This is a genomic window from Pseudomonas sp. K8 (assembly GCF_014889455.1).
Lineage (GTDB): Bacteria > Pseudomonadota > Gammaproteobacteria > Pseudomonadales > Pseudomonadaceae > Aquipseudomonas > Aquipseudomonas veronii.
In genome coordinates, this window is record NZ_VJWO01000004.1 from 118943 (window position 1) to 142949 (window position 24007).

Here is a 24007-nt window from a genome sequence, read left to right on the forward strand (position 1 = left end):
CTTCCTACGAGTAATGCCTATGAGCCTAATCACCCCGCCGCTCGCCCCTCCCCCCGCTTATGAGCCGCTCCCGAATAACCACACCTCCCCTCCCGAATCCGCCGGGCGAACCAAAAGAGGCATCGCCGACAGCGACAAGCGCTGGCCGGCCGGCGTGGTCACTGTTGCGCTCGACCTGAGCAGCGAAAAAAGCAAAGCGCTGGTGGTGGACGCCATCCGCGAATGGGCCCACCACACGCCGGCCCTGCGCTTCAATATCGTCGAAGGCAAGACGGGCGATATTCGTATTTCTGACGATGAAGGGCTCAAGGGCAATTGGTCTGCCATTGGCACAGAGGCCAAGCGCATCGATGAAGATCAACCCACGATGCACCTCAACCGGACCGACGACTCGAAGAAGTTGCGCAGTACGGCCCTGCACGAATTCGGCCACGCCCTCGGGTTATTGCACGAACACCAACACCCGCAGAACAGCCTGGATTGGGACAGCCCCCAAGTGTATGACTACTACACCAGCGACTCTTTCAACGAAGCCATGGTACGCGAGCATATCCTTGAGCCAGACAACCGGCCCGGCCTGCAGATCACCCCATACGATCCACAGTCCGTGATGCATTATGAAATTCCGGCAGCATTGAGGCGCAACGGCCAGGCCATTCCTAAAAACACAACCCTTTCCGCGGGCGACAAGCAAACGATCAGAATGCTGTACCCCCCGGTCAACCCGACGTAGCGGGCCCAGGAGTAAACATCGGCTCACGTATTCACTCAACACCGCCGGGAACTTTCCTGCAATTGGCACGAATCAACCAGTGTCTCGTCCCCATGCCCGCCGTGATCCGTCATCCACGCTTTCGTGATGCCGACTCAGACTGCACCGTTTAAGGCACCACACACTCAGCGCCGGCAGCACGGCGGCCCCCAATTGCCTACTTCGGCGACCCCAGGTTCGCCTCACTCATGTCCAGATCGTCCAACACCTCCCTCAACACGTCATCCCCGATCCGGTGATGACGGCTCAGGCTATACAACTCCAAGCGCTGCGCCCGCAACGCCTTGAGCCGTAGCTTTCGCTCCAGTTGGTCCATCTGCGACGCCAGCGCCTGGGCTTCGGCGGAGTCGTTGAAGACGTCCAACTGATGCCGGTATTCCGACATCAGTCGCGCCTTCAGCTCGGTAGCCAGTGCGGCCTGGGCGGCGTCCGCGGGAGGGCTCTCGGTGGGTTCTTCGACCTCAAGCGCATGGATCGCCGCCACGGCAGTCTTTTTCCACGCCTCGCGCACTTCATTGTGGTGTTTTTCATCGGGGCTTTTTTCAATGCCGCGCAGCAGCAGCGGCAACGCAATACAGGCAGCGACGAGCGACAGCAGGATCACCCCGGCCGCGATAAAGATCAGCAGATCGCGTTCCGGGAACGCCTTGCCCGGCGCCAGCAGCAAGGGCACCGACATCACACCGGCCAACGTCACCGCCCCGCGCACACCGCCCACGGTCAACAGCCAGCAGGAACGCGCCGTCGGCACCAGGGTAAGCTCGCTTTTCCCACGCAGGCGCCGGAGCACGCCCGACAGACGCCAGATGCTTTGCACCCAGATGAAGCGTAATACCAACAACACCAGGAAGATCGCGACCACGTCCAGGCAGCGATACAGCAGGGTCGGCCACAGCGTGGTTTCATGACTCACCACCGCCTTGATGATGTCCGGCAGTTGCAGCCCCAACAGCAGGAAGATCAAGCCATTGAAGGCAAACTCCAGCAGCGACCACACACTGCGATTGAGCAAGCGCGTGCTGGTCTGGCGGGGCAGCAGGTCCAGCCAGCTTTGCATCATGCCCGCCGCCACGGCCGAAAGAATCCCCGATGCGCCCAGGCGTTCGGCCAGAACATAGGCGGCGAACGGCAGCAGCAACATGAACACAACGTGGGTGGCCGGGTCGTCCCAGCCTCGCGCAATCATCCAGACACGCAAGCGCCCCACCAGCCAGCTCAACGCGATCCCGACCGCCAGACCGCCGATGGCCACCAGTACAAAGGTCAGGCTGGCATCCGCCAGGGAAAACACCCCGGTCAAGGCTGCCACCAGGGCGAACTTGAAGGTCACCAGGCCCGAGGCATCGTTCATCAAGGCTTCGCCCTGGAGCATATGCATCAACGGCGTGGGTAAACGGTTCTGGGAAATGGCCGACACCGCCACGGCGTCCGTCGGCGACAACACCGCCGCCAGGGCAAAGGCCACCGGCAATGGAATCGAAGGCAACAACCAATGAATGAAGTAGCCAGCGCCGACCACGGTGAACAGCACCAGCCCCACTGCCAACGTCAGAATCGGCCCGCGCAGGCGCCACAGTTCGCGCTTGGGCATGCGCCAGCCATCGGAGAACAACAGCGGCGGCAGGAACAGAAACAGAAACAACTCCGGGTCCAGCGCGACATGCAGCCCCAACGTGGGCCAGGCCAGCAAGGCCCCGGCGACAATCTGCACCAGCGGTAACGGCAGTGGGATGACTCGCCAGACCAGACGCGAAACGCTGACCAGCATCAGCAAGATAAGAACGGTGTAGGCGGTTTGCATAACGCGGTTTTCCCGGACAATCGACTTGCAACGACACACATCAGGCAACAACTCACCATTGAAGTGCCATATTAGCTGCCTATGCTGTGCGATGGCTTTCGCACAATAGTCGCACGGGGCAATCCACGCTAGAGACGAGCGGCACCCAAACCCGCTGGTCGTGGCATAATCCCAGACCTTTCATCTTCATTGGTCCAAAGGGGGGCAATTCCTTGACCGTATCAAGTAAAACCTTGCACCTTTTCGGCATCAAAGCCTGCGACACCATGAAAAAAGCCCGCACCTGGCTCGACGAGCACGGCGTGAGCTACGAGTTCCATGACTACAAAACCGTCGGTATCGACCGCAAACACTTGACCCAATGGTGCAACGAGCACGGTTGGCAGGTGGTTTTGAACCGTGCGGGCACCACCTTTCGCAAACTCGAAGACGAACGCAAAGCCGATCTCGATCAGTCGAAAGCCATTGAATTGATGCTCGCACAACCCTCGATGATCAAGCGCCCGGTGCTTGATCTCGGAGACAGAACCCTGATTGGCTTCAAGCCAGATACTTATTCGGCAGCCCTCAAGTAGGCCGGCCATCCCATTTTTGTAGAGGTAACAGCATGTCCAATTCCCTGTTCAGCCTGGGCTTCGGCGTCGGCACTCAGAACCGCCAAGGTGCTTGGCTGGAAGTGTTTTACGCACAACCCGTGCTCAACCCGTCGGCGGAAGTCGTCGCCGCCATCGCGCCGATCCTCGGTTACAGCGAAGGCAACCAGGCGATCACCTTCACCGTCGCCCAAGCCCTGCAACTGGCTGACGCGCTCAAAGGCGTCGACGCGACCCAGGCAGCCCTGCTGACCCGCCTGGCTGAAAGCCATACCCCGCTGGTCGCCACCCTGCTGGCCGAAGACGCCGCACTGACTTCCACGCCTGAGGCCTACCTCAAGCTGCACCTGCTGTCCCACCGCCTGGTCAAGCCCCACGGTCTGAGCCTGGCCGGTGTATTCGCGCAACTGCCGAACGTGGCCTGGACCAGCCAGGGCGCGATCGACATCAATGAGCTGGCCGAACGCCAACTCGAAGCGCGCCTGCGTGGCGAGCTGCTGGAAGTGTTCTCGGTGGACAAGTTCCCGAAAATGACCGATTACGTCGTACCCAGCGGCGTGCGTATCGCTGACGCGGCGCGTATCCGCTTGGGCGCCTACGGGGGCGAAGGCACCACCGTGATGCACGAAGGTTTCGTCAACTTCAACGCTGGCACCGAAGGCCCGGGCATGATCGAAGGCCGTGTCTCGGCCGGCGTATTTGTCGGCAAGGGTTCGGACCTGGGCGGCGGTTGCTCCACCATGGGCACCTTGTCGGGTGGCGGCAACATCGTGATCAAGGTCGGCGAAGGCTGCCTGATCGGCGCCAACGCCGGTATCGGTATCCCGCTGGGCGACCGCAACACCGTGGAATCGGGCCTGTATGTCACCGCCGGGACCAAGGTTGCCCTGCTCGACGAGCGCAACCAGTTGGTCAAAGTGGTCAAGGCGCGTGAGCTGGCCGGCCAGCCGGACCTGCTGTTCCGCCGTAACTCCGAGACCGGTGCCGTGGAGTGCAAAACCCACAAGTCGGCCATCGAACTGAACGAAGCGCTGCACGCTCACAACTAAGCAGCGACTCGATGCCACTCGCGGGCCCCGATCCTGGGGCCCGTTTATACGAGTCTTGAACACCATGCTTGTGCCCTCTCCCTGGCGCGTCGACTTTCCGGCCATCGCCGCTCTGCAACGGCAAGACCAGACCTATCTGGACAGCGCCGCCACCGCGCAAAAACCTCAAGCCCTGTTGGACGCGATCAGCCATTACTACGCCAATGGCGCCGCCAACGTTCACCGTGCCCAGCATTTGCCGGGCGCCCACGCGACCCAGGCTTTCGAGGACAGTCGCAACAAGGTCGCGCAGTGGTTGAATGCAGGAGACAGCGGGCACATCGTCTTCACTCATGGCGCGACGTCGGCGCTGAACCTCTTGGCCTATGGCCTCGAGCACTTATTCAATGCGGGCGATGAACTAGTCATCAGCGCCCTGGAACACCACGCCAACCTGCTGCCCTGGCAGCAACTGGCCAAACGTCGCGCGCTGGAACTGGTGATCCTGCCGGTTGGCGACGACGGTATGATCGACCTTCAGGCCGCCGCCACGCTGATCGGCCCGCGCACGCGCCTGCTGGCGGTGAGCCAACTGTCCAACGTGCTGGGCACCTGGCAGCCGCTGGAACCCTTGCTGGCCATGGCCAAGGCCGAGGGCGCGCTGACCGTGGTCGATGGCGCCCAGGGCATCGTCCATGGCCGCCACGACGTACAAGCCCTGGGCTGCGACTTCTACGTATTTTCCAGCCACAAACTCTACGGCCCGGACGGCGTCGGCGTGCTGTACGGCCGCACCCAAGCCCTGCAACAGCTGCGCCACTGGCAGTTCGGCGGCGAAATGGTGCAACAGGCCGATTACCACAGCGCCAGCTTCCGCCCCGCGCCGCTGGGGTTCGAGGCCGGCACCCCACCGATTGCCAGCGTGATCGGCCTGGGCGCCAGCCTGGATTACCTCAATTCACTGGATCAACCGGCGCTCATCGCCCACGAAGCCGCCCTGCACGAGTACCTGTTGCGCGGGCTGAAAGCGCGCAATGGCGTGCGCGTACTGGGCGCGCCGCAGGTGGCGTTGGTCAGTTTTGTGGTGGAAGGCGTGCATAACGCCGATCTTGCGCACTTGCTGACCGAGCAGGGTATTGCCGTGCGCGCCGGCCATCATTGCGCAATGCCGCTGCTCAAGGCGATGCACTTGTCGGGAGCGATTCGCGTGTCCCTGGCGCTGTACAACAATTCCGATGATCTGGAGCGATTCTTCGAAGCGCTGGACCAGGCCCTGGATATGCTGCGATGAGCCTGCCGGCCGAGGCTGTCGGCGCGCTTGAGTCGTTTCAGGCGGTGGGCAGCTGGGAGCAACGCGCACGTCTGCTGATGCAATGGGGCGAGCGGCTGCCGCCACTGGCGGACGAAGACAAGGTCGAGGCCAATCTGGTGCAGGGCTGCGAGAGCCTGGTATGGCTGGTCGGGCGGTTATCCGACGGCCACTGGCAGTTCGCCGCCAGCAGCGAAGCGCGCATGATCCGCGGGCTGGTGGCGTTGCTGCTGGCGCGGGTCAACGGGCTGTCGGCCGCCGAGTTGCAGGCGGTCGACTTGCCGGACTGGTTCAATCAACTGGGGCTGTCCCGCCAGTTGTCGCCGTCGCGCAGCAATGGCCTGAACGCCGTGCTGCAGCGCATGCGCGAACTAAGCCGTACACAAAACCCAATGTGGGAGGGGGCTTGCCCCCGATAGCGGTGGTTCAGTCAATGTATTCAGTGACTGGCACTCTGCTATCGGGAGCAAGCCCCCTCCCACATTTGAATGGTGCAAGGCCTTGAGATTCAAGAAGGTTTGACCCGATCGGAAGGCCGGCGCACCCCGGCCACGATCTTGTCCACCGCCTTGGTCGCCGCCACCATGCCGAAGGTAGCCGTCACCATCATCACCGCGCCAAACCCGCCGGCGCAGTCCAGCTTCACGCCGTCGCCGACAAAACTCTTCTGCAAGCAGATGCTGCCGTCCGGCTTCGGATAGCGCAGTTGCTCGGTGGAAAACACACACGGCACGCTGTAATGGCGGGTCACCGTGCGCGAGAAGCCATAGTCACGGCGCAGGGTGGAGCGCACTTTCGAGGCGAGCGGGTCGTTGAAGGTGCGGTTCAGGTCGCAGACCTGGATCAACGTCGGGTCGATCTGCCCGCCAGCGCCGCCGGTGGTGATGATCTGGATCTTGCGGCGCTTGCACCAGGCGATCAGTGCCGCCTTGGCGTTGACGGCGTCGATGCAGTCGATCACGCAGTCGATGTTGGGGGTGATGTACTCGGCCATGGTCTCGCGGGTCACGAAATCCGCCACGGCATGCACCGTGCAGTCCGGGTTGATACCGCGCAGGCGCTCAGCCATCACCTCGACCTTGGGCTTGCCCACGGTGCTGTCGAGGGCATGCAACTGACGGTTGCTGTTGCTGACGCAGACATCATCCAAATCAAACAACGAGATCTCGCCCACCCCACAACGGGCGATGGCTTCCGCCGCCCATGAGCCTACGCCGCCGACGCCGACGATCGCCACATGGGCCGCTTTCAAGCGCTCCAGGCCTTCAATGCCATACAAGCGGGCGACGCCTGCAAACCGCGGATCTTCTGTACTCATGACCATTACCCCAAAAACCGGCGCGCATTATAGGGCTTTGCCAGGACAAGTTCGAAACTTCGCGATACACGTAAAGAACTTAGCTGGAGATTCGCGGACTAACGTCCGGCTTTTCTCAGTCTGCTGTACGCTCAGGGAAGGGCCGGTGTAGGATGCGCGCCGTTCGGCGTAGGCCGACACCTCTTTTCGTTCCACACCTTTTGGAACCCGAAATAGCCATGTCATCGCGTAAATTTGGACTCAACCTGGTGGTGGTGCTGGCAATTGCCGCGCTGTTCACCGGCTTCTGGGCGCTGATCAACCGCCCGGTCACTGCCCCCAACTGGCCTGAACAGATCTCCGGTTTTTCCTACTCGCCGTTTCAACAAGGCCAGTACCCACAGAAAGACCAGTACCCGACCGACGACCAGATGCGTCGCGATCTGGAGATCATGAGCAAGTTGACGGACAACATCCGGACCTACTCGGTCGACGGCACTCTGGAAGACATCCCCAAGCTGGCGGAAGAGTTCGGCCTGCGCGTCACCCTGGGGATCTGGATCAGCCCGGACCTGGAACGCAACGAACGCGAGATCCAGCGCGCCATCGAGATCGCCAACAGCTCGCGCAGCGTCGTGCGTGTGGTGGTCGGCAACGAAGCGTTGTTCCGTAAAGAGATCACCCCCGAAGCACTGATCGTGTTGCTGGATCGCGTGCGCGCGGCCGTCAAGGTGCCGGTGACCACCTCCGAGCAATGGCACATCTGGGAGCACAACCCACAACTGGCCAAGCATGTCGACTTGATCGCAGCGCACATCCTGCCGTACTGGGAACATATTCCGGTGGACCAGGCGGGCCAATTCGTACTCGACCGCGCACGGGATCTGAAGAAGACCTTCCCGAAAAAGCCGCTGCTGCTGTCGGAAGTCGGCTGGCCGAGCAACGGCCGCATGCGTGGCGGTGCTGATGCGTCTCCCGCCGACCAGGCAATTTACCTGCGCACGCTGGTGAACAAGCTGAACCGCCAGGGCTTCAACTACTTCGTGATCGAGGCCTTCGACCAACCGTGGAAAGCCAGCGACGAAGGCTCGGTCGGCGCCTACTGGGGCGTGTACAACGCCGCGCGTCAGCAGAAATTCAACTTCGAAGGACCGGTGGTCGCGATCCCGCAATGGCGCGTGCTGGCCATCGGTTCGGTGGTGCTTGCACTGCTGTCATTGATCCTGCTGATGATCGACGGCTCGGCCCTGCGCCAACGCGGTCGGACCTTCCTGACCTTTATCGCGTTCCTGTGCGGTTCGGTGCTGGTGTGGATCGGCTACGACTACAGCCAGCAATACAGCACCTGGTTCAGCCTGACGGTCGGCTTCCTCCTGGCGCTCGGCGCCCTGGGCGTGTTTATCGTGCTGCTGGCCGAAGCCCATGAACTGGCGGAAGCGGTCTGGACCCACAAACGTCGGCGTGAATTCCTGCCGGTCGTGGGGGACTCGGACTACCGCCCGAAAGTGTCGATCCATGTGCCGTGCTACAACGAGCCGCCAGAGATGGTCAAACAGACCCTCGATGCCCTGGCCGCCCTCGACTACCCGGACTACGAAGTCCTGATCATCGACAACAACACCAAGGACCCGGCGGTGTGGGAACCGGTGCGCGACTACTGCGCAACCCTGGGCCCGCGCTTCAAGTTCTTCCACGTCGCGCCCCTGGCCGGTTTCAAGGGCGGCGCGTTGAACTACCTGATCCCGCACACCGCCAAGGATGCCGAAGTGATCGCGGTGATCGACTCGGACTACTGCGTGTCGCCGAACTGGCTCAAGCACATGGTGCCGCACTTCGCCGACCCGAAAATCGCCGTGGTGCAGTCGCCGCAGGATTATCGCGACCAGAACGAAAGCACCTTCAAGAAGCTCTGCTACGCCGAATACAAAGGCTTCTTCCATATCGGCATGGTCACCCGCAACGACCGCGACGCGATCATCCAGCACGGCACCATGACCATGACCCGTCGCTCGGTGCTCGAAGAGCTGGGCTGGGCCGACTGGTGCATCTGCGAAGACGCCGAACTCGGCCTGCGCGTGTTCGAGAAAGGCCTGTCGGCCGCGTATTACCACGAAAGCTACGGCAAGGGCCTGATGCCCGACACCTTCATCGACTTCAAGAAACAGCGTTTCCGCTGGGCCTATGGCGCGATCCAGATCATCAAGCGTCACACCGCCAGCCTGCTGCGCGGCAAGGACACCGAGCTGACCCGTGGCCAGCGCTACCACTTCCTCGCGGGCTGGTTGCCGTGGGTGGCGGATGGCATGAACATCTTCTTCACCGTCGGCGCGCTGTTGTGGTCGGCGGCGATGATCATCGTGCCGACCCGGGTCGACCCGCCGTTGCTGATTTTCGCGATCCCGCCGTTGGCGTTGTTCGTGTTCAAGGTGGGCAAGATCATCTTCCTGTACCGTCGTGCCGTGGGGGTTAACCTCAAGGATGCGTTCTGTGCGGCGCTGGCCGGCCTGGCGTTGTCCCACACCATCGCCAAAGCGGTGCTGTATGGCTTCTTCACCACCAGCATTCCGTTCTTTCGTACACCGAAAAACGCGGATAACCACGGCTTCTGGGTAGCGATTTCCGAAGCCCGCGAAGAGATGTTCATCATGCTGCTGTTGTGGGGCGCGGCGCTGGGGATCTACCTGGTGCAGGGCCTGCCGAGCGCCGACATGCGCTTCTGGGTGGTGATGCTGCTGGTGCAGTCGCTGCCGTATGTGGCGGCGTTGATCATGGCGTTCCTGTCGTCGCTGCCGAAACCGGCGCCTAAGGCAGAGCCGGCCACCGCGCTGTAAAAACGTGTGCAATGCACTAAACGGCGGCCTCTGGCCGCCGTTTTGCTATAAGATAACGGCCGTTTTGTAAGCCTTGCACATATCACTGTAGGAGCGAGCTTGCTCGCGAAAATCGTCAACGATCACGCGAACATCTTGAATGAACGCGGTGCTCTTGCGTTTTTCGCGAGCAAGCTCGCTCCTACAGTCAATTAGAACGTCGCCGCCTCGATTTCCGGAGTTTCCCATGACGGCCCATGCCGACCTTTCGCCGACCCTTCAACTTGCCATCGACCTGATCCGCCGTCCCTCGGTGACGCCGATCGACGCCGATTGCCAGAAGCTGATGATGCAGCGCCTGGGCGACGCCGGTTTCCAGCTTGAGCCGATGCGTATCGAAAACGTAGATAACTTCTGGGCCACCCACGGCAAGCACGACGGCCCGGTGCTGTGCTTTGCCGGCCACACCGACGTGGTCCCGACCGGCCCGGTACAGGCCTGGCAGAACGATCCGTTCGACGCGCTGATCGACGACCACGGCATGCTCTGCGGCCGCGGCGCGGCGGACATGAAAGGCAGCCTGGCGGCGATGCTGGTGGCGTCGGAGCGCTTCGTGCAGGACTACCCGGACCACAAGGGCTCGGTGGCCTTTCTGATCACCAGCGATGAAGAAGGCCCGGCGCACCACGGCACCAAGGCCGTGATCGAACGCCTGGCCGCGCGCAAGGAGCGTCTGGACTGGTGCATCGTCGGCGAACCGTCCAGCACCAGCCTGGTCGGCGATGTGGTCAAGAACGGCCGGCGCGGCTCCCTCGGCGCTACCCTGACCGTGCGCGGCGTGCAAGGTCACGTGGCCTACCCGCACCTGGCGAAGAACCCGATCCACCTGGCTGCCCCGGCACTGGCGGAACTGGCCGCCGAGCATTGGGACGACGGCAACACCTTCTTCCCGCCGACCAGCTTCCAGATCTCCAACCTCAACGCCGGCACCGGCGCGACCAACGTGATCCCCGGTGACCTGACAGCGGTGTTCAACTTCCGCTTCTCTACCGAATCCACCGTGGAAGGCCTGCAACAGCGCGTTGCCGCGATCCTCGACAAACACAGCCTGGACTGGCACGTAGACTGGGCGCTGTCCGGCCTGCCGTTCCTCACCGAACCGGGGGCCTTGCTCGATGCGGTGTCCGCCAGCATCAAGGCGGTCACCGGTCGCGAGACCCAGGCGTCCACCAGCGGCGGTACGTCCGACGGGCGCTTCATCGCAACCCTCGGCACCCAGGTGGTCGAGTTGGGCCCGGTCAACGCGACGATCCATCAGGTCAACGAGCGCATTCTGGCCAGCGACCTCGACGTGCTGACCGAGATCTACTACCAGACCCTGATCAAGTTGCTCGCCTGATGCTGGCCTGTCCCATTTGCAGCGCACCGCTCCACGCGGTGGACAATGGCGTGGCGTGCCCGGTCGGACACCGTTTCGACCGCGCGCGCCAGGGTTACCTGAACCTGTTGCCGGTGCAGCACAAAAACAGCCGCGACCCGGGCGACAACCTCGCCATGGTCGAGGCGCGCCGCGACTTCCTCAACGCCGGCCACTACGCCCCGGTGGCCAAGCGCCTGGCGCAACTGGCCGCGCAACAAGCACCGCAGCGCTGGGTGGACATCGGTTGTGGCGAGGGTTACTACACCGCACAAATCGCCGACGCCCTGCCCCACGCCGATGGCTATGCCCTGGATATCTCCAAGGAAGCGGTCAAGCGTGCGTGCAAGCGCAACCCGGCGCTGACCTGGTTGATCGCCAGCATGGCCCGCGTGCCGTTGGCCGATGCCAGCTGCCAGTTTCTCGCCAGCGTGTTCAGCCCGTTGGACTGGCAAGAGGCCAAACGCCTGCTCAGCCCCGGCGGCGGCTTGATGAAAGTCGGCCCGACCCGCGGTCACCTGATGGAGCTGCGCGAGCGCCTGTACGACGAAGTGCGCGAGTACACCGACGACAAACACCTGGCCCTGGTGCCGGACGGCATGAGCCTTGCGCACAGCGAAACCCTCGAGTTCACGCTGAGCCTGGCGGACCCGAAAGACCGTGCCAACCTGCTGGCCATGACCCCTCACGGCTGGCGCGCCAGCGCCGAGCGCCGCACCGAGGTGATCGAGCATGCCGAGCCGCTGCGGGTCAGCGTATCAATGCGCTACGATTATTTCGTGCTTCAATAACCGACTTTTCGGGCACTCCGCCCACCCTGAATCCGCGAATGGATTTTCGAATCCCGCAACGAGGAACATCCATGCGCCAACCTGATATCGAGATTTACCTGAAGGACGCCGACGTCGACCACAAGGCCATCGCCGCCTGGCTGGGCGCCGCCCTTGGCCCTTGCACCGCCTGGGTCCAGCGCGGCCAGACCTACAAGTGCACGGCCGGCGACGTGCCTGTCACCTGGTTGCCCAAGGCGGTAGGCAAATGGAACAGCCTGTACCTGGAAAGCGATCAGACCCCGTGGGAAGACGACATCGCCTGCGCCCGCGCCGCCTTTGCCGCGCTGAACGTCGAAGTGCGTTGCGCACCGGGCAGCTGGGTTGAGGAAGAAGGCGAGGAAAGCGCCGACACCTGGATTCGCATCAGCGAAGACGGTGAAGAACAGATCACCTGGAAAACCACCTGATCTGAATGTGTGAACCCAATCAAATGTGGGAGGGGGCTTGCCCCCGATCGCGGTGGGCCAGTCAATACATTTAGTGACTGATCCAACGCGATCGGGAGCAAGCCCCCTCCCACATGGGTTCTACGGTGTAACAAAAACCCGCATTACAAACCCACCACATCCTCTGCCTGCAAGCCCTTCTCGCCGCTCACCACGGCGTATTCCACCTGCTGGCCTTCGGCCAGGGAACGGTGCCCTTCACCGCGGATGGCGCGGTAGTGTACGAACACATCCTTGCCGTCTTCACGCTGAATAAAGCCGTATCCCTTGGCATCGTTGAACCACTTCACATTACCGGTTTCGCGCGTTGTCATCTGTTCACTCCCACATGATTGTTATTGTCGAGTCGGTCGCGTTGAACTGCCGAGTATAAGACAGGCTCAAAAACGATCAACCCAACTTTACATCGCTGCTTTTTTGCCGATTTTCGGTGAATACGGCACACTACCCACCCGAGCACCTGCTCGGTTTTTTCCACTTGAAGCAGCTCGCCTATGACCCGCTCCCCGTTCCGCCGTCTGGTGTTTGGCACCTTGCGCCGACTGTTGTACCTCTGGGTTCGCTCAGAGACGATCAACCAGTCGTCCCTTACCCTTAACCTCGACCGCAGCCGGCCGGTGTTCTACGTCCTGCAATCACCCTCCCTCACCGAATTGGCCGTGGTCGATACCGAGTGCACCAAGGCCGGCCTGCCGCGCCCGGTGCTGCCGGTAGCGGTCGGGCCGTTGCTGGAACCCGCGGCGTTCTTCTACCTCACGCCAGAGCCGGACTGGCTCGGCCGCCAGGACAAACGCGGCGCGCCGCCGACCCTGACCCGCCTGGTCAATACCCTCAGCGCACACGCACAAGAGAATGCACAAATCATTCCGGTCAGCGTGTTCTGGGGGCAGTCGCCCGACAGCGAGTCCAGCCCATGGAAACTGCTGTTCGCCGACAGCTGGGCCGTCACCGGGCGGCTGCGCCGGCTGCTGAGCATCCTGATCCTGGGGCGCAAGACCCGCGTACAATTCTCCGCGCCTATCAACCTGCGTGAATTGATCGAGCACAATAAAGGCCACGAACGCACCGTTCGCATGGCCCAACGCATCCTGCGCGTACACTTTCGCAACCTGAAAACCGCAGTGATCGGCCCCGACCTGTCCCACCGCCGCAACCTGGTGAAGGGCTTGGTGAATATGCCGCTGGTACGCCAGGCCATCCTCGATGAAGCCGAACGCGAGAAGATCAGCCCGGAAAAAGCCAAGGCCCTGGCCCTGCGCTACGGCAACGAAATCGCCTCGGACTACACCTACACCGCGATCCGCTTCCTGGAAGTGGTGCTGAGCTGGTTCTGGAACAAGATCTACGACGGCATCAAGGTCAATAACATCGAGGGTGTGCAACAGGTTGCCCAGGGTTACGAGGTGATCTACGTACCCTGCCACCGCAGCCATATCGACTACCTGCTGCTGTCCTACCTGCTGTTCAAGAACGGCCTGACCCCACCGCACATCGCCGCCGGCATCAACCTGAATATGCCGGTGATCGGCAGCCTGCTGCGCCGCGGCGGTGCGTTTTTCATGCGCCGCACCTTCAAGGGCAATCCGCTGTACACCTCGGTGTTCAACGAATACCTGCACACCCTGTTCACCAAGGGTTTCCCGGTGGAGTACTTCGTCGAAGGCGGACGCTCGCGCACCGGGCGCATGCTGCAACCGAAAACCGGCATGCTGGCGATCACGTTGCGCAGCTTCCTGCGCTCCTCGCGCATGCCGATCGTGTTCGTGCCGGTGTATATCGGTTACGAGCGTGTGCTCGAAGGCCGTACCTACCTCGGTGAGCTGCGCGGCGCGAGCAAGAAAAAAGAGTCGATTTTCGATATTTTCAAGGTGATCGGTGCGCTCAAGCAGCGCTTTGGCCAGGTCGCGGTCAACTTCGGCGAACCGATCAAACTGGCGCAATTCCTCGACGCCGAACAACCGGGCTGGCGCGCCCAGGAACTGGGCCCGCACTACAAACCGGCGTGGCTCAACCAAACCACCAACCGCCTCGGCGAGCGGGTGGCGCGCCATTTGAACGAAGCGGCGGCGATCAACCCGGTGAACCTGGTGGCCCTGGCGCTGCTGTCGACCACGCGCCTGGCCCTGGACGAACAGGCCATGGCCCGCCAGTTGGACCTGTACCTGGCGCTGCTGCGCCGGGTGCCCTACTCGCCGCATACCACCCTGCCCGAAGGGGATGGCATGGCGTTGATCAAGCACGTCAAGGACATGAACCTGCTGTCGGAACAGAGCGATGCCCTCGGTAAGATTCTGTACCTGGACGAGCAGAACGCCGTCCTGATGACCTACTACCGCAACAACGTGCTGCATATCTTTGCCTTGCCGGCGCTGCTGGCGAGCTTCTTCCAGAGCAGCTCGCGGATGAGCCACGAGCAGATTCTGCGCTACACCCGTGCGCTGTACCCATACCTGCAGTCAGAGCTGTTTATCCGCTGGTCGCTGGAGGAATTGGACACGGTGATCGACCAGTGGCTGGAGGCGTTTGTCGAACAAGGCCTGCTGCGTTTCGAGAACAACGTGTACCTGCGCCCGGCGCCGAGTTCGCGGCACTTTGTGCTGCTGACACTGCTGTCCAAAAGCATCGCCCAGACCCTGCAACGCTTCTACATGGCGATTTCGCTGCTGCTCAACAGCGGCCAGAACAGCATCAGCGCCGAAGAGCTGGAAGACCTGTGTACGATCATGGCCCAGCGCCTATCGATCCTGCATGGCCTCAATGCCCCGGAGTTCTTCGACAAGAGCCTTTTCCGACATTTTATTCAGACGTTGCTGGAGCAAGATGTGCTGCGCCGCGACGAAGCCGGCAAGTTGAGCTATCACGACCTGCTCGGCGAACTGGCTGAAGGCGCGGCGAAACGGGTGCTGCCGGCTGAGATTCGCCTGTCGATCCGCCAGGTTGCCCTGCACCGCGTCGACGGCGCGGCCGAAGCGCCGGTCGAAGCCGAAGCCCGCAAACCGGAAGAAAGCCGCTAAATTGAATAAGGCGTCGCTGGGTTACGGCGCCGTTGAAAAGGAGCTGCACCATGAAAAAGATCATCCTCCTGGGCCTGACCGCCCTGCTCGGCGCCTGCCATTCCATGAATCCCGCGCCCAAGGCCAGCCTCGATGGCGAAGTGTTCTACCTGCAACGCATCGCGCTGCCGCCGACAGCCATCTTGAGCGTCAGCCTGCAGGACGTATCGCTGATGGACGCGCCGGCCGTGACCCTGGCCGAACAGAAAGGCCCGGTCAAAGGCCAGGTGCCATTGCCGTTCCACTTGAGCTATGACCCGGCCCAGGTCAAGCCGGGCCACAGTTACTCGGTCAGCGCTCGCATCGAAGTGGAGGGCAAGCTACTGTTCATCACCACCGAGCGGCACCCTGTGCAACTCAATGGCCAAGACGCTCAACCGCTGCGCCTGCGGGTTGATGCGGTCGCACACTGATTATTTGCAGATTATAAGGAAGCGCCCATGCTCCGTAATTCCCTTCGTCTCACCGCCCTGTGCGCCGGCCTGCTGCTCGGTGCCAACGCCATGGCCCTGGATCTTGGCAGCCTGTCCCAGGGCGACGCCGCCGGCGGCCTCAAAGATGCATTGACCCAAGGCGCACAGATCGCCGTGAAACAACTGGGTGTACCGGGTGGTTTCAGCAACAACCCCGACGTCAAGATCGGCCTGCCGGGAAAACTGGGCAAAGTTGCCGACAAGCTGAAGATGTTCGGCATGGGTGACCAGGTCGAGCAGCTGGAAACCAGCATGAACAAAGCCGCCGAAACCGCCGTGACCCAGGCCCAGCCAATCCTGGTCAACGCGGTGAAAAACATGAGCGTGAGCGATGCCAAGGGCATTCTCACCGGCGGCCAGGATTCGGCCACCCAGTACCTGAACAAAAGCAGCCGCGAAGCCATCCGCGCCAAGTTCCTGCCGATCGTCAAGGCCGCCACCGACAAGGTCGGCGTGGCGCAGCAGTACAACGCCCTGGCCGGCAAGGCCGCGGCGTTTGGCGCGGTCGATGCCAAAAGTGCCAACGTCGAAAACTATGTAACCGAACAAGCGCTGGATGGTTTGTTCAAGATGATTGCGCAGCAGGAAGAGACCATTCGCAAAAACCCGGCGGCAGCGGCGACCAGTCTGGCAAAGAAGGTGTTTGGCGCGCTGTAACGCCACGCGACCTGAGCTGAAAAAAAGGCCCTGACGATGTCAGGGCCTTTTTTTCGCCGAACCGTCTATCAGGCCCCCGAACCAGGCGCCGCACGCTCACGCCCGGCAGCGTCGATGAGTAGGCTCAATAGTGGATGTGCGACGCTCGTCGGGCGCCACCGTGAGACATGTGTGAGTGATGAGAGCTGGACGACGACGCATTGAAGTTATGGCTATCGTTGTTGATATTAATATTGATATCGCGATTGGTGTTTGGCTGATTCTGTCCAAACATATTTCCCAGCCCAAGCATCGAGCCCGCGACTTGCATCGGTAACGCCAGCAAAGGTAGTAAAAGCATACACACTCCTTCCTATTCAGATTAGCGCCAACTCACTGCCCCGCATCTCATACGCGGGAACCGCTCGGTCGACTAATCCTGTGTGGAAGCAAGGGCAAAAATGGTTCCGTCCTGCGTGTGAAATACTGCCTCGCGTCAGTTGAAAATAGAATCGGCCAGGCGCCTCAATAGAACCGTGGCAAAACAACCGATGGCGATGGCGGCGACCCGATTAATCGCAAGCGCACTCAACCAACCCGGTTGACGCCCGACGATTCCCGCACCGAATGCTACCCAGGCCGCGCCTACTGGCAGCACGACCAGTGCAAGGGTGCTCATGAAAACCAGGTAACCCGCCCAGTGGATAAAGGTATTGATCGGCGCGATCAACGAGGCAATCAACAGCCCCTTGGGATTCATCACCGTCAACCAGAAAAAGGACAAGCCGGTGAATCGATCCTGGTTTACAGCGGCCTGAGCTTTTTCGCGCAACCACAACTGATACGAAACCAAAAGCAAGTAAGCGCCAGCGGCCAACTGCGTCAATTTCACGGCCCATGGGGCGTATACCGAAAGGTAGAGCAACGCCACACCCCACAGCGTCACTTGCAACAGGTACGCCAGGCATTCGATGAAGACCAGCTTCCACGAAGCCCGAAACCCGAACAACACCCCAGCGCGCAAAAGCAGGGTATTGGTCGGGCCGGGGGCGAGCAACAACAACACTAAGGCTGAAACAGTGGCCAGCATGATTACGCGACGTCCTTCCTCACTCGGAACCACGCAGCATACAGGGCCGGCAGGAACAATAGGGTCAATGCCGTCGCCACAATCAACCCGCCCATGATCGCCACTGCCATCGGCCCGAAGAACACACTGCGTGACAGCGGGATCATCGCGAGTACCGCCGCGAGGGCTGTGAGAACAATCGGCCGGAAGCGTCGGACAGTGGCTTCGATAATCGCCTGCCACGGCGCCAGCCCTGCCTTGATGTCCTGCTCGATCTGGTCCACCAGAATCACCGAGTTGCGCATGATCATTCCTGACAGGGCGATGGTGCCGAGCATGGCCACGAAGCCGAAGGGTTGGCGGAACACCAGCAGGAACAGCGTGACCCCGATCAGCCCCAGGGGCGCCGTGAGAAATACCATTACCGTGCGTGAGAAGCTGCGCAGTTGCAGCATCAGCAGCGTCAGCACCACCACGATAAACAGCGGCACACCGGCCTTGACCGAATTCTGCCCGCGGGCCGAGTCCTCGACGGTACCGCCGACGTCCAGCAGGTAGCCGTCCGGCAGTTCGGCACGCACGCCTTCGAGGGTCGGCAGGATCTGCTGAACCAGGGTCGCCGGTTGTTCCTTGCCGTAGATGTCGGCGCGCACGGTTACGGTGGGCAGGCGGTTACGGTGCCAGATGATGCCTTCCTCGAAGCCGTATTCGAGGGTGGCGATCTGCGACAGCGCGACGCTTTTGCCGTTGTCGGTCGGCACGGCCAGGCTCGGCAGCAGCGACAGTTCAGTGCGCTCATGGACAGTGCCGCGCAGAAGGATTTCGATCAACTCGTTGTCTTCCCGGTACTGGCTGACGCTGGCGCCGGTCAGAGAACTCTGCAGGAATTTCGACAGGTTGGCGGTACTCACACCGAGGGCGCGCGCACGGTCCTGGTCGATATTGAGGTAGACGATCTTGCTCGGTTCCTCCCAGTCCAGATGCACGTTAGCTACGTGGGTATTTTCGCGCACCTTGGCCGCCACTTTGCGCGCCAGGGCACGGACTTCGTCGATATGCTCGCCGGTCACGCGAAACTGCACCGGGTAACCCACGGGCGGGCCGTTTTCCAGGCGTGTGACCCGTGAACGCAGGTCGGGGAACTGCTCGTTGAGGGTTTCGATCAACCAGATGCGCAGGCTTTCGCGCTCTTCGATGGACTTGGCCAACACCACGAACTGCGCAAAGCTGGCGGCCGGCAGTTGCTGGTCGAGGGGCAGATAGAAGCGCGGCGAACCGGTGCCGACATAGGCCACGTAGTTGTCGATGCCGGCGTGTTCCTTGAGCAGGGCTTCCAGGCGCTTGACCTGGCCAGCGGTGTTGCTCAGGGACGCGCCCTCGGCGAGTTTCAGGTCGACCATCAACTCCAGGCGGCCGGAAGCCGGGAAGAACTGTTGCGGCACAAAACGAAACAGTGCGACCGAGCCGACAAACAGCAGCAGCGTCAGCACGATCACGGTCTTGCGCCGACTGACACACCACTCCAGCAAACGTCTGACACGCTGGTAGAACGGTGTGCCGTAGGGATCGGGACCGTCAGCGCCGTGTTTAGCCGCATGAATTTTCGCCAAGTCCGGCAGGAGTTTTTCGCCCAGGTACGGCACGAACACCACGGCCGCGACCCACGAGGCGAGCAACGCGATGGTCACTACCTGGAAGATCGAACGGGTGTATTCACCGGTACTCGATTGCGCGGTGGCAATCGGCAGGAAGCCGGCCGCCGTGATCAGCGTACCGGTCAGCATCGGGAACGCGGTACTGGTCCAGGCAAAACTGGCCGCTTTAAGGCGGTCGTAACCCTGCTCCATTTTGATCGCCATCATTTCCACGGCGATGATCGCGTCATCCACCAGCAAGCCCAGGGCCAGCACCAGCGCGCCGAGGGAGATCTTATGCAAGCCGATGCCGAGGTAGTACATGCAGGCAAAGGTCATCGCCAGCACCAGCGGAATCGCCAGGGCCACGACCATGCCAGTGCGTATACCGAGGGAGAAAAAACTCACCAGCAAGACAATGCCCAGCGCCTCGGCCAGTACCCGGACGAACTCTCCGACACCGGTTTTCACCGCCGCCGGTTGGTCCGACACCTTGCGCAGTTGCATGCCCGCCGGAAGGTTCTTCTGCAGGCGTGCGAACTCGCCTTCGAGGGCTTTGCCCAACACCAGAATGTCGCCGCCCTCGTGCATGGCGACGGCCAGACCGATCGCGTCTTCGCCCATAAAGCGCATGCGCGGCGCCGGCGGATCATTGAAGCCACGGTGGATGTCGGCCACATCGCCAATACGGAAGGTTCGGTCGCCTACACGAATCGGGAAGCTGCGAATCTCTTCCACACTCTTGAAGTTACCCGACACCCGCAGTTGCACGCGCTCAGTCGGGGTTTCAAAGAAGCCGGCAGTGGAGACCGCGTTCTGCTCCTGCAGCGCTTGTTGAACAGCGGCCAGCGGTAAGCCGAGCGTGGCGAGTTTAAGGTTGGACAGCTCGATCCAGATCTTCTCATCCTGCAGGCCGAGCAGTTCGACCTTGCCCACATCCGGCACGCGTTGCAGTTGAATCTGGATGCGGTCGGCGTAGTCCTTGAGCACGGCATAGTCAAAGCCGTCGCCGGTCAGGGCGTAGATATTGCCGAAGGTGGTGCCGAATTCATCGTTGAAAAACGGTCCCTGGATATCCGGCGGCAAGGTCTGGCGAATATCGCTGATCTTCTTGCGCACCTGGTACCACAGCTCGGGAATCTGCGCCGAGCGCATGGCATCGCGGGCGATGAAGGTGACCTGGGATTCGCCGGGGCGCGAGAAAGACACAATGCGCTCGTACTCACCGGTCTCCATGAGCTTTTTCTCGATGCGTTCGGTGACCTGGCGCGACACGTCCTGGGCCGTGGCACCGGGCCAATTGGTCTTGATCACCATGGCCTTGAAGGTGAACGGCGGGTCTTCGCTTTGCCCAAGCTTGGTGTAGGACAAAGTGCCGACCACCGCCAGCAGGATCATCAGGAACAGTACGATCTGGCGATTACGCAACGCCCATTCGGAAAGATTGAAACCCATCGGGGACTACTCCTTGACCGCCAGATTCACCACCCGGTTGGAGCGATCCACCGGGCGCACTTGCTGCCCCTCATGGAGCACATGAACGCCGGCGGCAATCACCCAGTCGGTAGGGCTCAAGCCTTCGAGCACGGGTACGGTTTTTTCGCCAAAGGCGCCGATACGCACCGGGGTACGCACAAGGGTGTCATCCGGCTGCACGCGCCAGACGTAGGACACGCCGTTCTCCGCGCTCAGGGCTGACAGCGGCACCGACAGCGGAATAACACCGTCTGCCTGTATGAAAACGCGGGCGCTCTGGCCCAGCTCGGCCGGAACCTTGCCGCCGGTGAAGGCGATGCGCGCAGCGAAGGTGCGCGATTTCGGATCGGCTGCGGGCGACAGTTCGCGAATACGTCCGGCAAATCGCTGGCCCGGCTGGCTCCATAACTCGACCGACACCGGCTGGCCGATCTTGAACCGGCCGAAGCCTTGCTCGGGCAGGCTGATCAGCACTTCACGCTCGCCATCGGTGGCCAGGGTGAACACGGTCTGGCCGGCGGACACCACCTGGCCGACTTCCACCGCGCGCTTGGCAACCACGCCATCCTGCGGAGCGCGGAGTACGGCATAACCGGCCTGGTTACTGGACACATCGAACTCGGCCTTGATCTGCTTGAGGCGCGCCTCACCTGATCGGTACAGATTTTCAGCATTGTCGTACTGGGAACGGCTGACCAACTGACGATCCATCAGGGTCTTGTAGCGGTCACGCTCGGCACGCACCAGCCGCAGGTTGGCCTCGGCGGCGGCCACCTGGGCGCGGGTGGCTTCCAGTTGCAGGCGCACATCCTGAGGGTCGAGTTCCGCCAGCGGTTGATTGGCCTTGACCCGCTCGCCCTCCTCCACCAGCCGTTTGCTGACCTTGCCGCCGATGCGAAAGGCCAGGTCCGGCTCGTACCGGGCACGCACCTCGCCTGGATAACTGTCCATCATCTGCGCTGCAGGCTGTGGTTGCACCACCATGGCCGGGCGGAGGGTAGTCTGGGGCGATTCTTCATGGCCGCAGGCGGCGAGTAGAAAGACCAGGCTGGCAGGCAACGCAAGGGGCAGGAGAATGCTGCGCATGCTGAAGGACCTTTCGCAAATGGTGCTAGGAATAATTATACTGGGCAGTATGTTATTAATACCAAACTCACCAGTCCAGTATTAAAGGTGGAAATGTCCGACAATCTTGTCAATACCAGTAGCCCTGGGCGTCCCAAGGACATGGCAAAACGCCAGGCAATCCTCGAAGCAGCGAAAATCCTGTTTTTGAGCAACGGTTACGCAAATACCAGCATGGATGCCGTGGCCCTTGAGGCCGGCGTATCGAAACTGACCGTCTACAGCCACTTCACCGACAAAGAGACCTTGTTCACCGCCGCCGTGATGGCCAAGTGCGAAGAACAGTTGCCGGTGATGTACTTTGAGCTGCCCGAGGGTGTGCCTGTGGAGACGGTGCTGCTGAATATCGGGCGCCGCTTCCATCGCCTGGTCAACAGCAAGGAATCGGTGAACCTGCACCGCCTGATGATGACCACGGGCAATCAGGACGTGAAACTCTCGCAGATCTTCTTCGAAGCCGGGCCGATGCGGATGTTGCAAGGCATGGAGCGTCTGCTCGGGCACATCGACCAGAGCGGCGCGCTGAGTATCGACAAGCCCCTTACCGCAGCCGAACACTTCTTCTGCCTGCTCAAGGGCACGGCGAACTTCTGCTTGTTGTATGGCTGCGGCGGGCAATTGAGCGAGGAAGCGGCCGAAGCCCACGTGCAGGATGTGGTGGGATTGTTTATGCGGGCCTATCGCCGAGAACCCGCTGCAAGCGGCAACGGGTGATCGCTTGCAGCGCGAGGCTCAGGACTTGAGTGCCTTTTTCGGATAGATGTCGTAGCGGCTGGATTTACCATCCAGCGCATGGCTCGGCTTGGGCCCCTCGATGCACGGCGCCTTGCGCGGGCGCTTGACCACCACGCGGTGACTGGCCAGGGCCAGCGCCGCCGCCAGCAGGGCCGGTGCGTCTGGATCGTCGCCCACCAAGGGGCGGAACAGGCGCATTTCCTTCTTCACCAGGGCGGTTTTCTCACGGTGCGGGAACATCGGATCGAGGTAGATCACCTGGGGCGGCTCGCCTTGCCAATTGAGCATCACCTCGATGGAGTTGCCCTTGAGCAGCGTCATCCGCGCCACGATCGGCGCCACCTCAAAATCCTCCGCCGCGCGTGCCAGGCCATCCTCGAGCAATGCGCCGATCAGCGGCTGACGTTCGATCAGGCTCATCTCGCAGCCCAGGCTGGCCAGCACGAATGCGTCCTTGCCCAGCCCGGCCGTGGCGTCCAGCACCCGTGGGCGCACGCCCTGGGCGATGCCCACGGCCTTGGCGATCATCTGCCCGCTGCCGCCACCGTACAACCGCCGATGCGCCGCGCCGCCTTCGACGAAATCCACGCGCACCGGCCCTGGCGCGTCAGGCCCGAGCTGTTGCAACTGCAGGCCTTGCTCCCCGACTTGCAGGGAAAACTCCGCATCCGCCAGCTGTAGCGGCAAGCCCAGCAGCGCAGCCCACTGTTCGGCGCGGGCCTGGAAGCCGTCGGCCAAGGCCTCGACCTGGATGCGGCTGGCCGCTGGTTGTTCGCTCATGAATCGCTACGCTCAAAAATATTAAGGATCGGCCAACAACGGCCGATAGAAACAAGGATCAGGTATTTTGCCAGAGCTGAGCGTCGACCGAGAAAAATGTCAGACATTCTTCCGCTAACCATCGGTGTACTGCCGACCCACAACCACTACGGCCTGCGCAATACTCAAGCGCTGGCCGGCGTCAGTCATGTGTGGCAGGACTTCTTCGCCCGCGCGTTGGCCGAGCAGCTCGGCGAAACGCCGGACGCGCTCGCGGCCAAGGCGCCAGCGCCGCTGGACCCAGCGGTGGAACCCAGTGCTGGTGCTGACCTGCTGTCGCAGATCCTCACCCAGCGTGAGTGCGACGTGAAAGACACCGAGATCGCCCCGCCTGAACCGCTGTTCCTGCCGATTGCCGAATTCGAAACCGAGTTGTTGCCACCGGCCGCCACGCCATTCCCGCAAGAAGAGATCGTCGCCCAGCAGCGCCAGCAGAATTTCGAAAGCACTTGGGTGCGCCCGATCGTGCTGAGCGCCGGCCAACCGCTACCGGAACCCGGCGCCGCGCCGGAACCGCGCCCATTGCACTTGCCGATCGCCGAGTTCGAACTGGACCTGCTGCCAGCGGCCGCCACGCCGTTCCCACAAGAAGAGCTGGCCGCCCAACAAAAGGCCCTGGACTTCGACTACCACTGGGCGCGTCCGCTGATCGTCAACAACCTGCGCCTGGCAGCATAAGCC

At 61.8% G+C, this 24007-nt stretch carries 21 protein-coding genes; 14 read left to right on the forward strand and 7 right to left on the reverse strand.

The features are described from left to right. Positions 1–19 precede the first annotated feature (19 nt). Positions 20–733 carry a M12 family metallopeptidase gene (locus INT12_RS04690; RefSeq protein ID WP_193039389.1) on the forward strand — a complete coding sequence of 238 codons (714 nt, stop codon included), beginning with the start codon at positions 20–22 and terminating at the stop codon, positions 731–733. Between the two features lie 196 nt (positions 734–929). Here INT12_RS04690 and INT12_RS04695 read toward each other — a convergent pair whose 3' ends face one another. Next, positions 930–2573 carry a Na+/H+ antiporter gene (locus tag INT12_RS04695; RefSeq protein WP_017844735.1) on the reverse strand — a complete coding sequence of 548 codons (1644 nt, stop codon included), beginning with the start codon at positions 2571–2573 and terminating at the stop codon, positions 930–932. 212 nt (positions 2574–2785) lie between these two features. Here INT12_RS04695 and INT12_RS04700 point away from each other — a divergent pair, with 212 nt between their 5' ends. The 4 genes from INT12_RS04700 (at position 2786) to INT12_RS04715 (ending at position 5922) form a co-directional block, all read left to right on the forward strand. Further along, entirely contained in the window at positions 2786–3148 is a 363-nt protein-coding gene (locus INT12_RS04700; RefSeq protein ID WP_193039388.1) for an ArsC family reductase, read from the forward strand. A 32-nt stretch (positions 3149–3180) separates the two neighbouring features. Beyond that, positions 3181–4215, forward strand: a complete 1035-nt coding sequence (gene dapD, locus INT12_RS04705; protein WP_193058772.1) for a 2,3,4,5-tetrahydropyridine-2,6-dicarboxylate N-succinyltransferase — start codon at positions 3181–3183, stop codon at positions 4213–4215. 64 nt (positions 4216–4279) lie between these two features. Further along, positions 4280–5485, forward strand: coding sequence for an aminotransferase class V-fold PLP-dependent enzyme (locus INT12_RS04710; RefSeq protein WP_079442985.1), 1206 nt, complete (start codon positions 4280–4282; stop codon positions 5483–5485). Beyond that, entirely contained in the window at positions 5482–5922 is a 441-nt protein-coding gene (locus INT12_RS04715) for a SufE family protein (protein WP_193039387.1), read from the forward strand. The genes INT12_RS04710 and INT12_RS04715 overlap by 4 nt, the downstream gene beginning before the upstream one ends. 89 nt (positions 5923–6011) lie before the next feature. Here INT12_RS04715 and tcdA read toward each other — a convergent pair whose 3' ends face one another. Continuing rightward, complete coding sequence (gene tcdA, locus INT12_RS04720; protein ID WP_026139765.1) at positions 6012–6821, reverse strand: tRNA cyclic N6-threonylcarbamoyladenosine(37) synthase TcdA; 810 nt, start codon at positions 6819–6821, stop codon at positions 6012–6014. Between the two features lie 218 nt (positions 6822–7039). Here tcdA and INT12_RS04725 point away from each other — a divergent pair, with 218 nt between their 5' ends. From INT12_RS04725 to INT12_RS04740, 4 genes are all read left to right on the forward strand, one after another. Next, complete coding sequence (locus INT12_RS04725) at positions 7040–9631, forward strand: glycosyltransferase (RefSeq protein ID WP_193039386.1); 2592 nt, start codon at positions 7040–7042, stop codon at positions 9629–9631. Positions 9632–9857: 226 nt separating this feature from the next. Beyond that, complete coding sequence (gene dapE, locus INT12_RS04730) at positions 9858–11009, forward strand: succinyl-diaminopimelate desuccinylase (RefSeq protein WP_108525949.1); 1152 nt, start codon at positions 9858–9860, stop codon at positions 11007–11009. Next, a complete protein-coding gene (locus tag INT12_RS04735; RefSeq protein ID WP_017844726.1) occupies positions 11009–11818 on the forward strand; it encodes a putative RNA methyltransferase in 810 nt (269 codons plus the stop codon). Before dapE ends, INT12_RS04735 begins: the two co-directional genes overlap by 1 nt. Before the next feature lie 71 nt (positions 11819–11889). Further along, positions 11890–12267: a hypothetical protein gene (locus INT12_RS04740; RefSeq protein WP_046490163.1), complete on the forward strand. Its 378-nt coding sequence runs from the start codon at positions 11890–11892 to the stop codon at positions 12265–12267. A 143-nt stretch (positions 12268–12410) separates the two neighbouring features. Here INT12_RS04740 and INT12_RS04745 read toward each other — a convergent pair whose 3' ends face one another. Next, a complete protein-coding gene (locus INT12_RS04745; protein ID WP_017844724.1) occupies positions 12411–12620 on the reverse strand; it encodes a cold-shock protein in 210 nt (69 codons plus the stop codon). Positions 12621–12800: 180 nt separating this feature from the next. Here INT12_RS04745 and plsB point away from each other — a divergent pair, with 180 nt between their 5' ends. From plsB to INT12_RS04760, 3 genes are read left to right on the forward strand one after another with little or no spacing between them, the layout of a single operon-like run. Further along, positions 12801–15320, forward strand: a complete 2520-nt coding sequence (gene plsB / locus INT12_RS04750) for a glycerol-3-phosphate 1-O-acyltransferase PlsB (protein ID WP_193039385.1) — start codon at positions 12801–12803, stop codon at positions 15318–15320. 50 nt (positions 15321–15370) lie between these two features. Then, positions 15371–15772, forward strand: a complete 402-nt coding sequence (locus tag INT12_RS04755) for a YbaY family lipoprotein (protein WP_017844722.1) — start codon at positions 15371–15373, stop codon at positions 15770–15772. 27 nt (positions 15773–15799) lie between these two features. Next, positions 15800–16489, forward strand: a complete 690-nt coding sequence (locus INT12_RS04760; protein ID WP_017844721.1) for a DUF4197 domain-containing protein — start codon at positions 15800–15802, stop codon at positions 16487–16489. 475 nt (positions 16490–16964) lie between these two features. Here the strand turns inward: INT12_RS04760 and INT12_RS04765 are convergent, their stop codons facing one another. From INT12_RS04765 to INT12_RS04775, 3 genes are read right to left on the reverse strand one after another with little or no spacing between them, the layout of a single operon-like run. Next, a complete protein-coding gene (locus INT12_RS04765; RefSeq protein ID WP_193039384.1) occupies positions 16965–17558 on the reverse strand; it encodes a LysE family translocator in 594 nt (197 codons plus the stop codon). A gap of 2 nt (positions 17559–17560) precedes the next feature. Next, positions 17561–20626 carry an efflux RND transporter permease subunit gene (locus INT12_RS04770; RefSeq protein ID WP_169883770.1) on the reverse strand — a complete coding sequence of 1022 codons (3066 nt, stop codon included), beginning with the start codon at positions 20624–20626 and terminating at the stop codon, positions 17561–17563. A 6-nt stretch (positions 20627–20632) separates the two neighbouring features. Further along, entirely contained in the window at positions 20633–21733 is a 1101-nt protein-coding gene (locus INT12_RS04775) for an efflux RND transporter periplasmic adaptor subunit (protein ID WP_017844716.1), read from the reverse strand. Positions 21734–21826: 93 nt separating this feature from the next. Here INT12_RS04775 and INT12_RS04780 point away from each other — a divergent pair, with 93 nt between their 5' ends. Beyond that, entirely contained in the window at positions 21827–22486 is a 660-nt protein-coding gene (locus INT12_RS04780) for a TetR/AcrR family transcriptional regulator (RefSeq protein ID WP_046490153.1), read from the forward strand. Positions 22487–22504: 18 nt separating this feature from the next. Here the strand turns inward: INT12_RS04780 and INT12_RS04785 are convergent, their stop codons facing one another. Next, positions 22505–23287: a class I SAM-dependent methyltransferase gene (locus tag INT12_RS04785; RefSeq protein WP_017844714.1), complete on the reverse strand. Its 783-nt coding sequence runs from the start codon at positions 23285–23287 to the stop codon at positions 22505–22507. A gap of 96 nt (positions 23288–23383) precedes the next feature. On the opposite strand from INT12_RS04785, the gene INT12_RS04790 reads away from it, so the two are divergent. Continuing rightward, positions 23384–24004: a hypothetical protein gene (locus tag INT12_RS04790; RefSeq protein ID WP_046384481.1), complete on the forward strand. Its 621-nt coding sequence runs from the start codon at positions 23384–23386 to the stop codon at positions 24002–24004. Positions 24005–24007 lie beyond the last annotated feature (3 nt).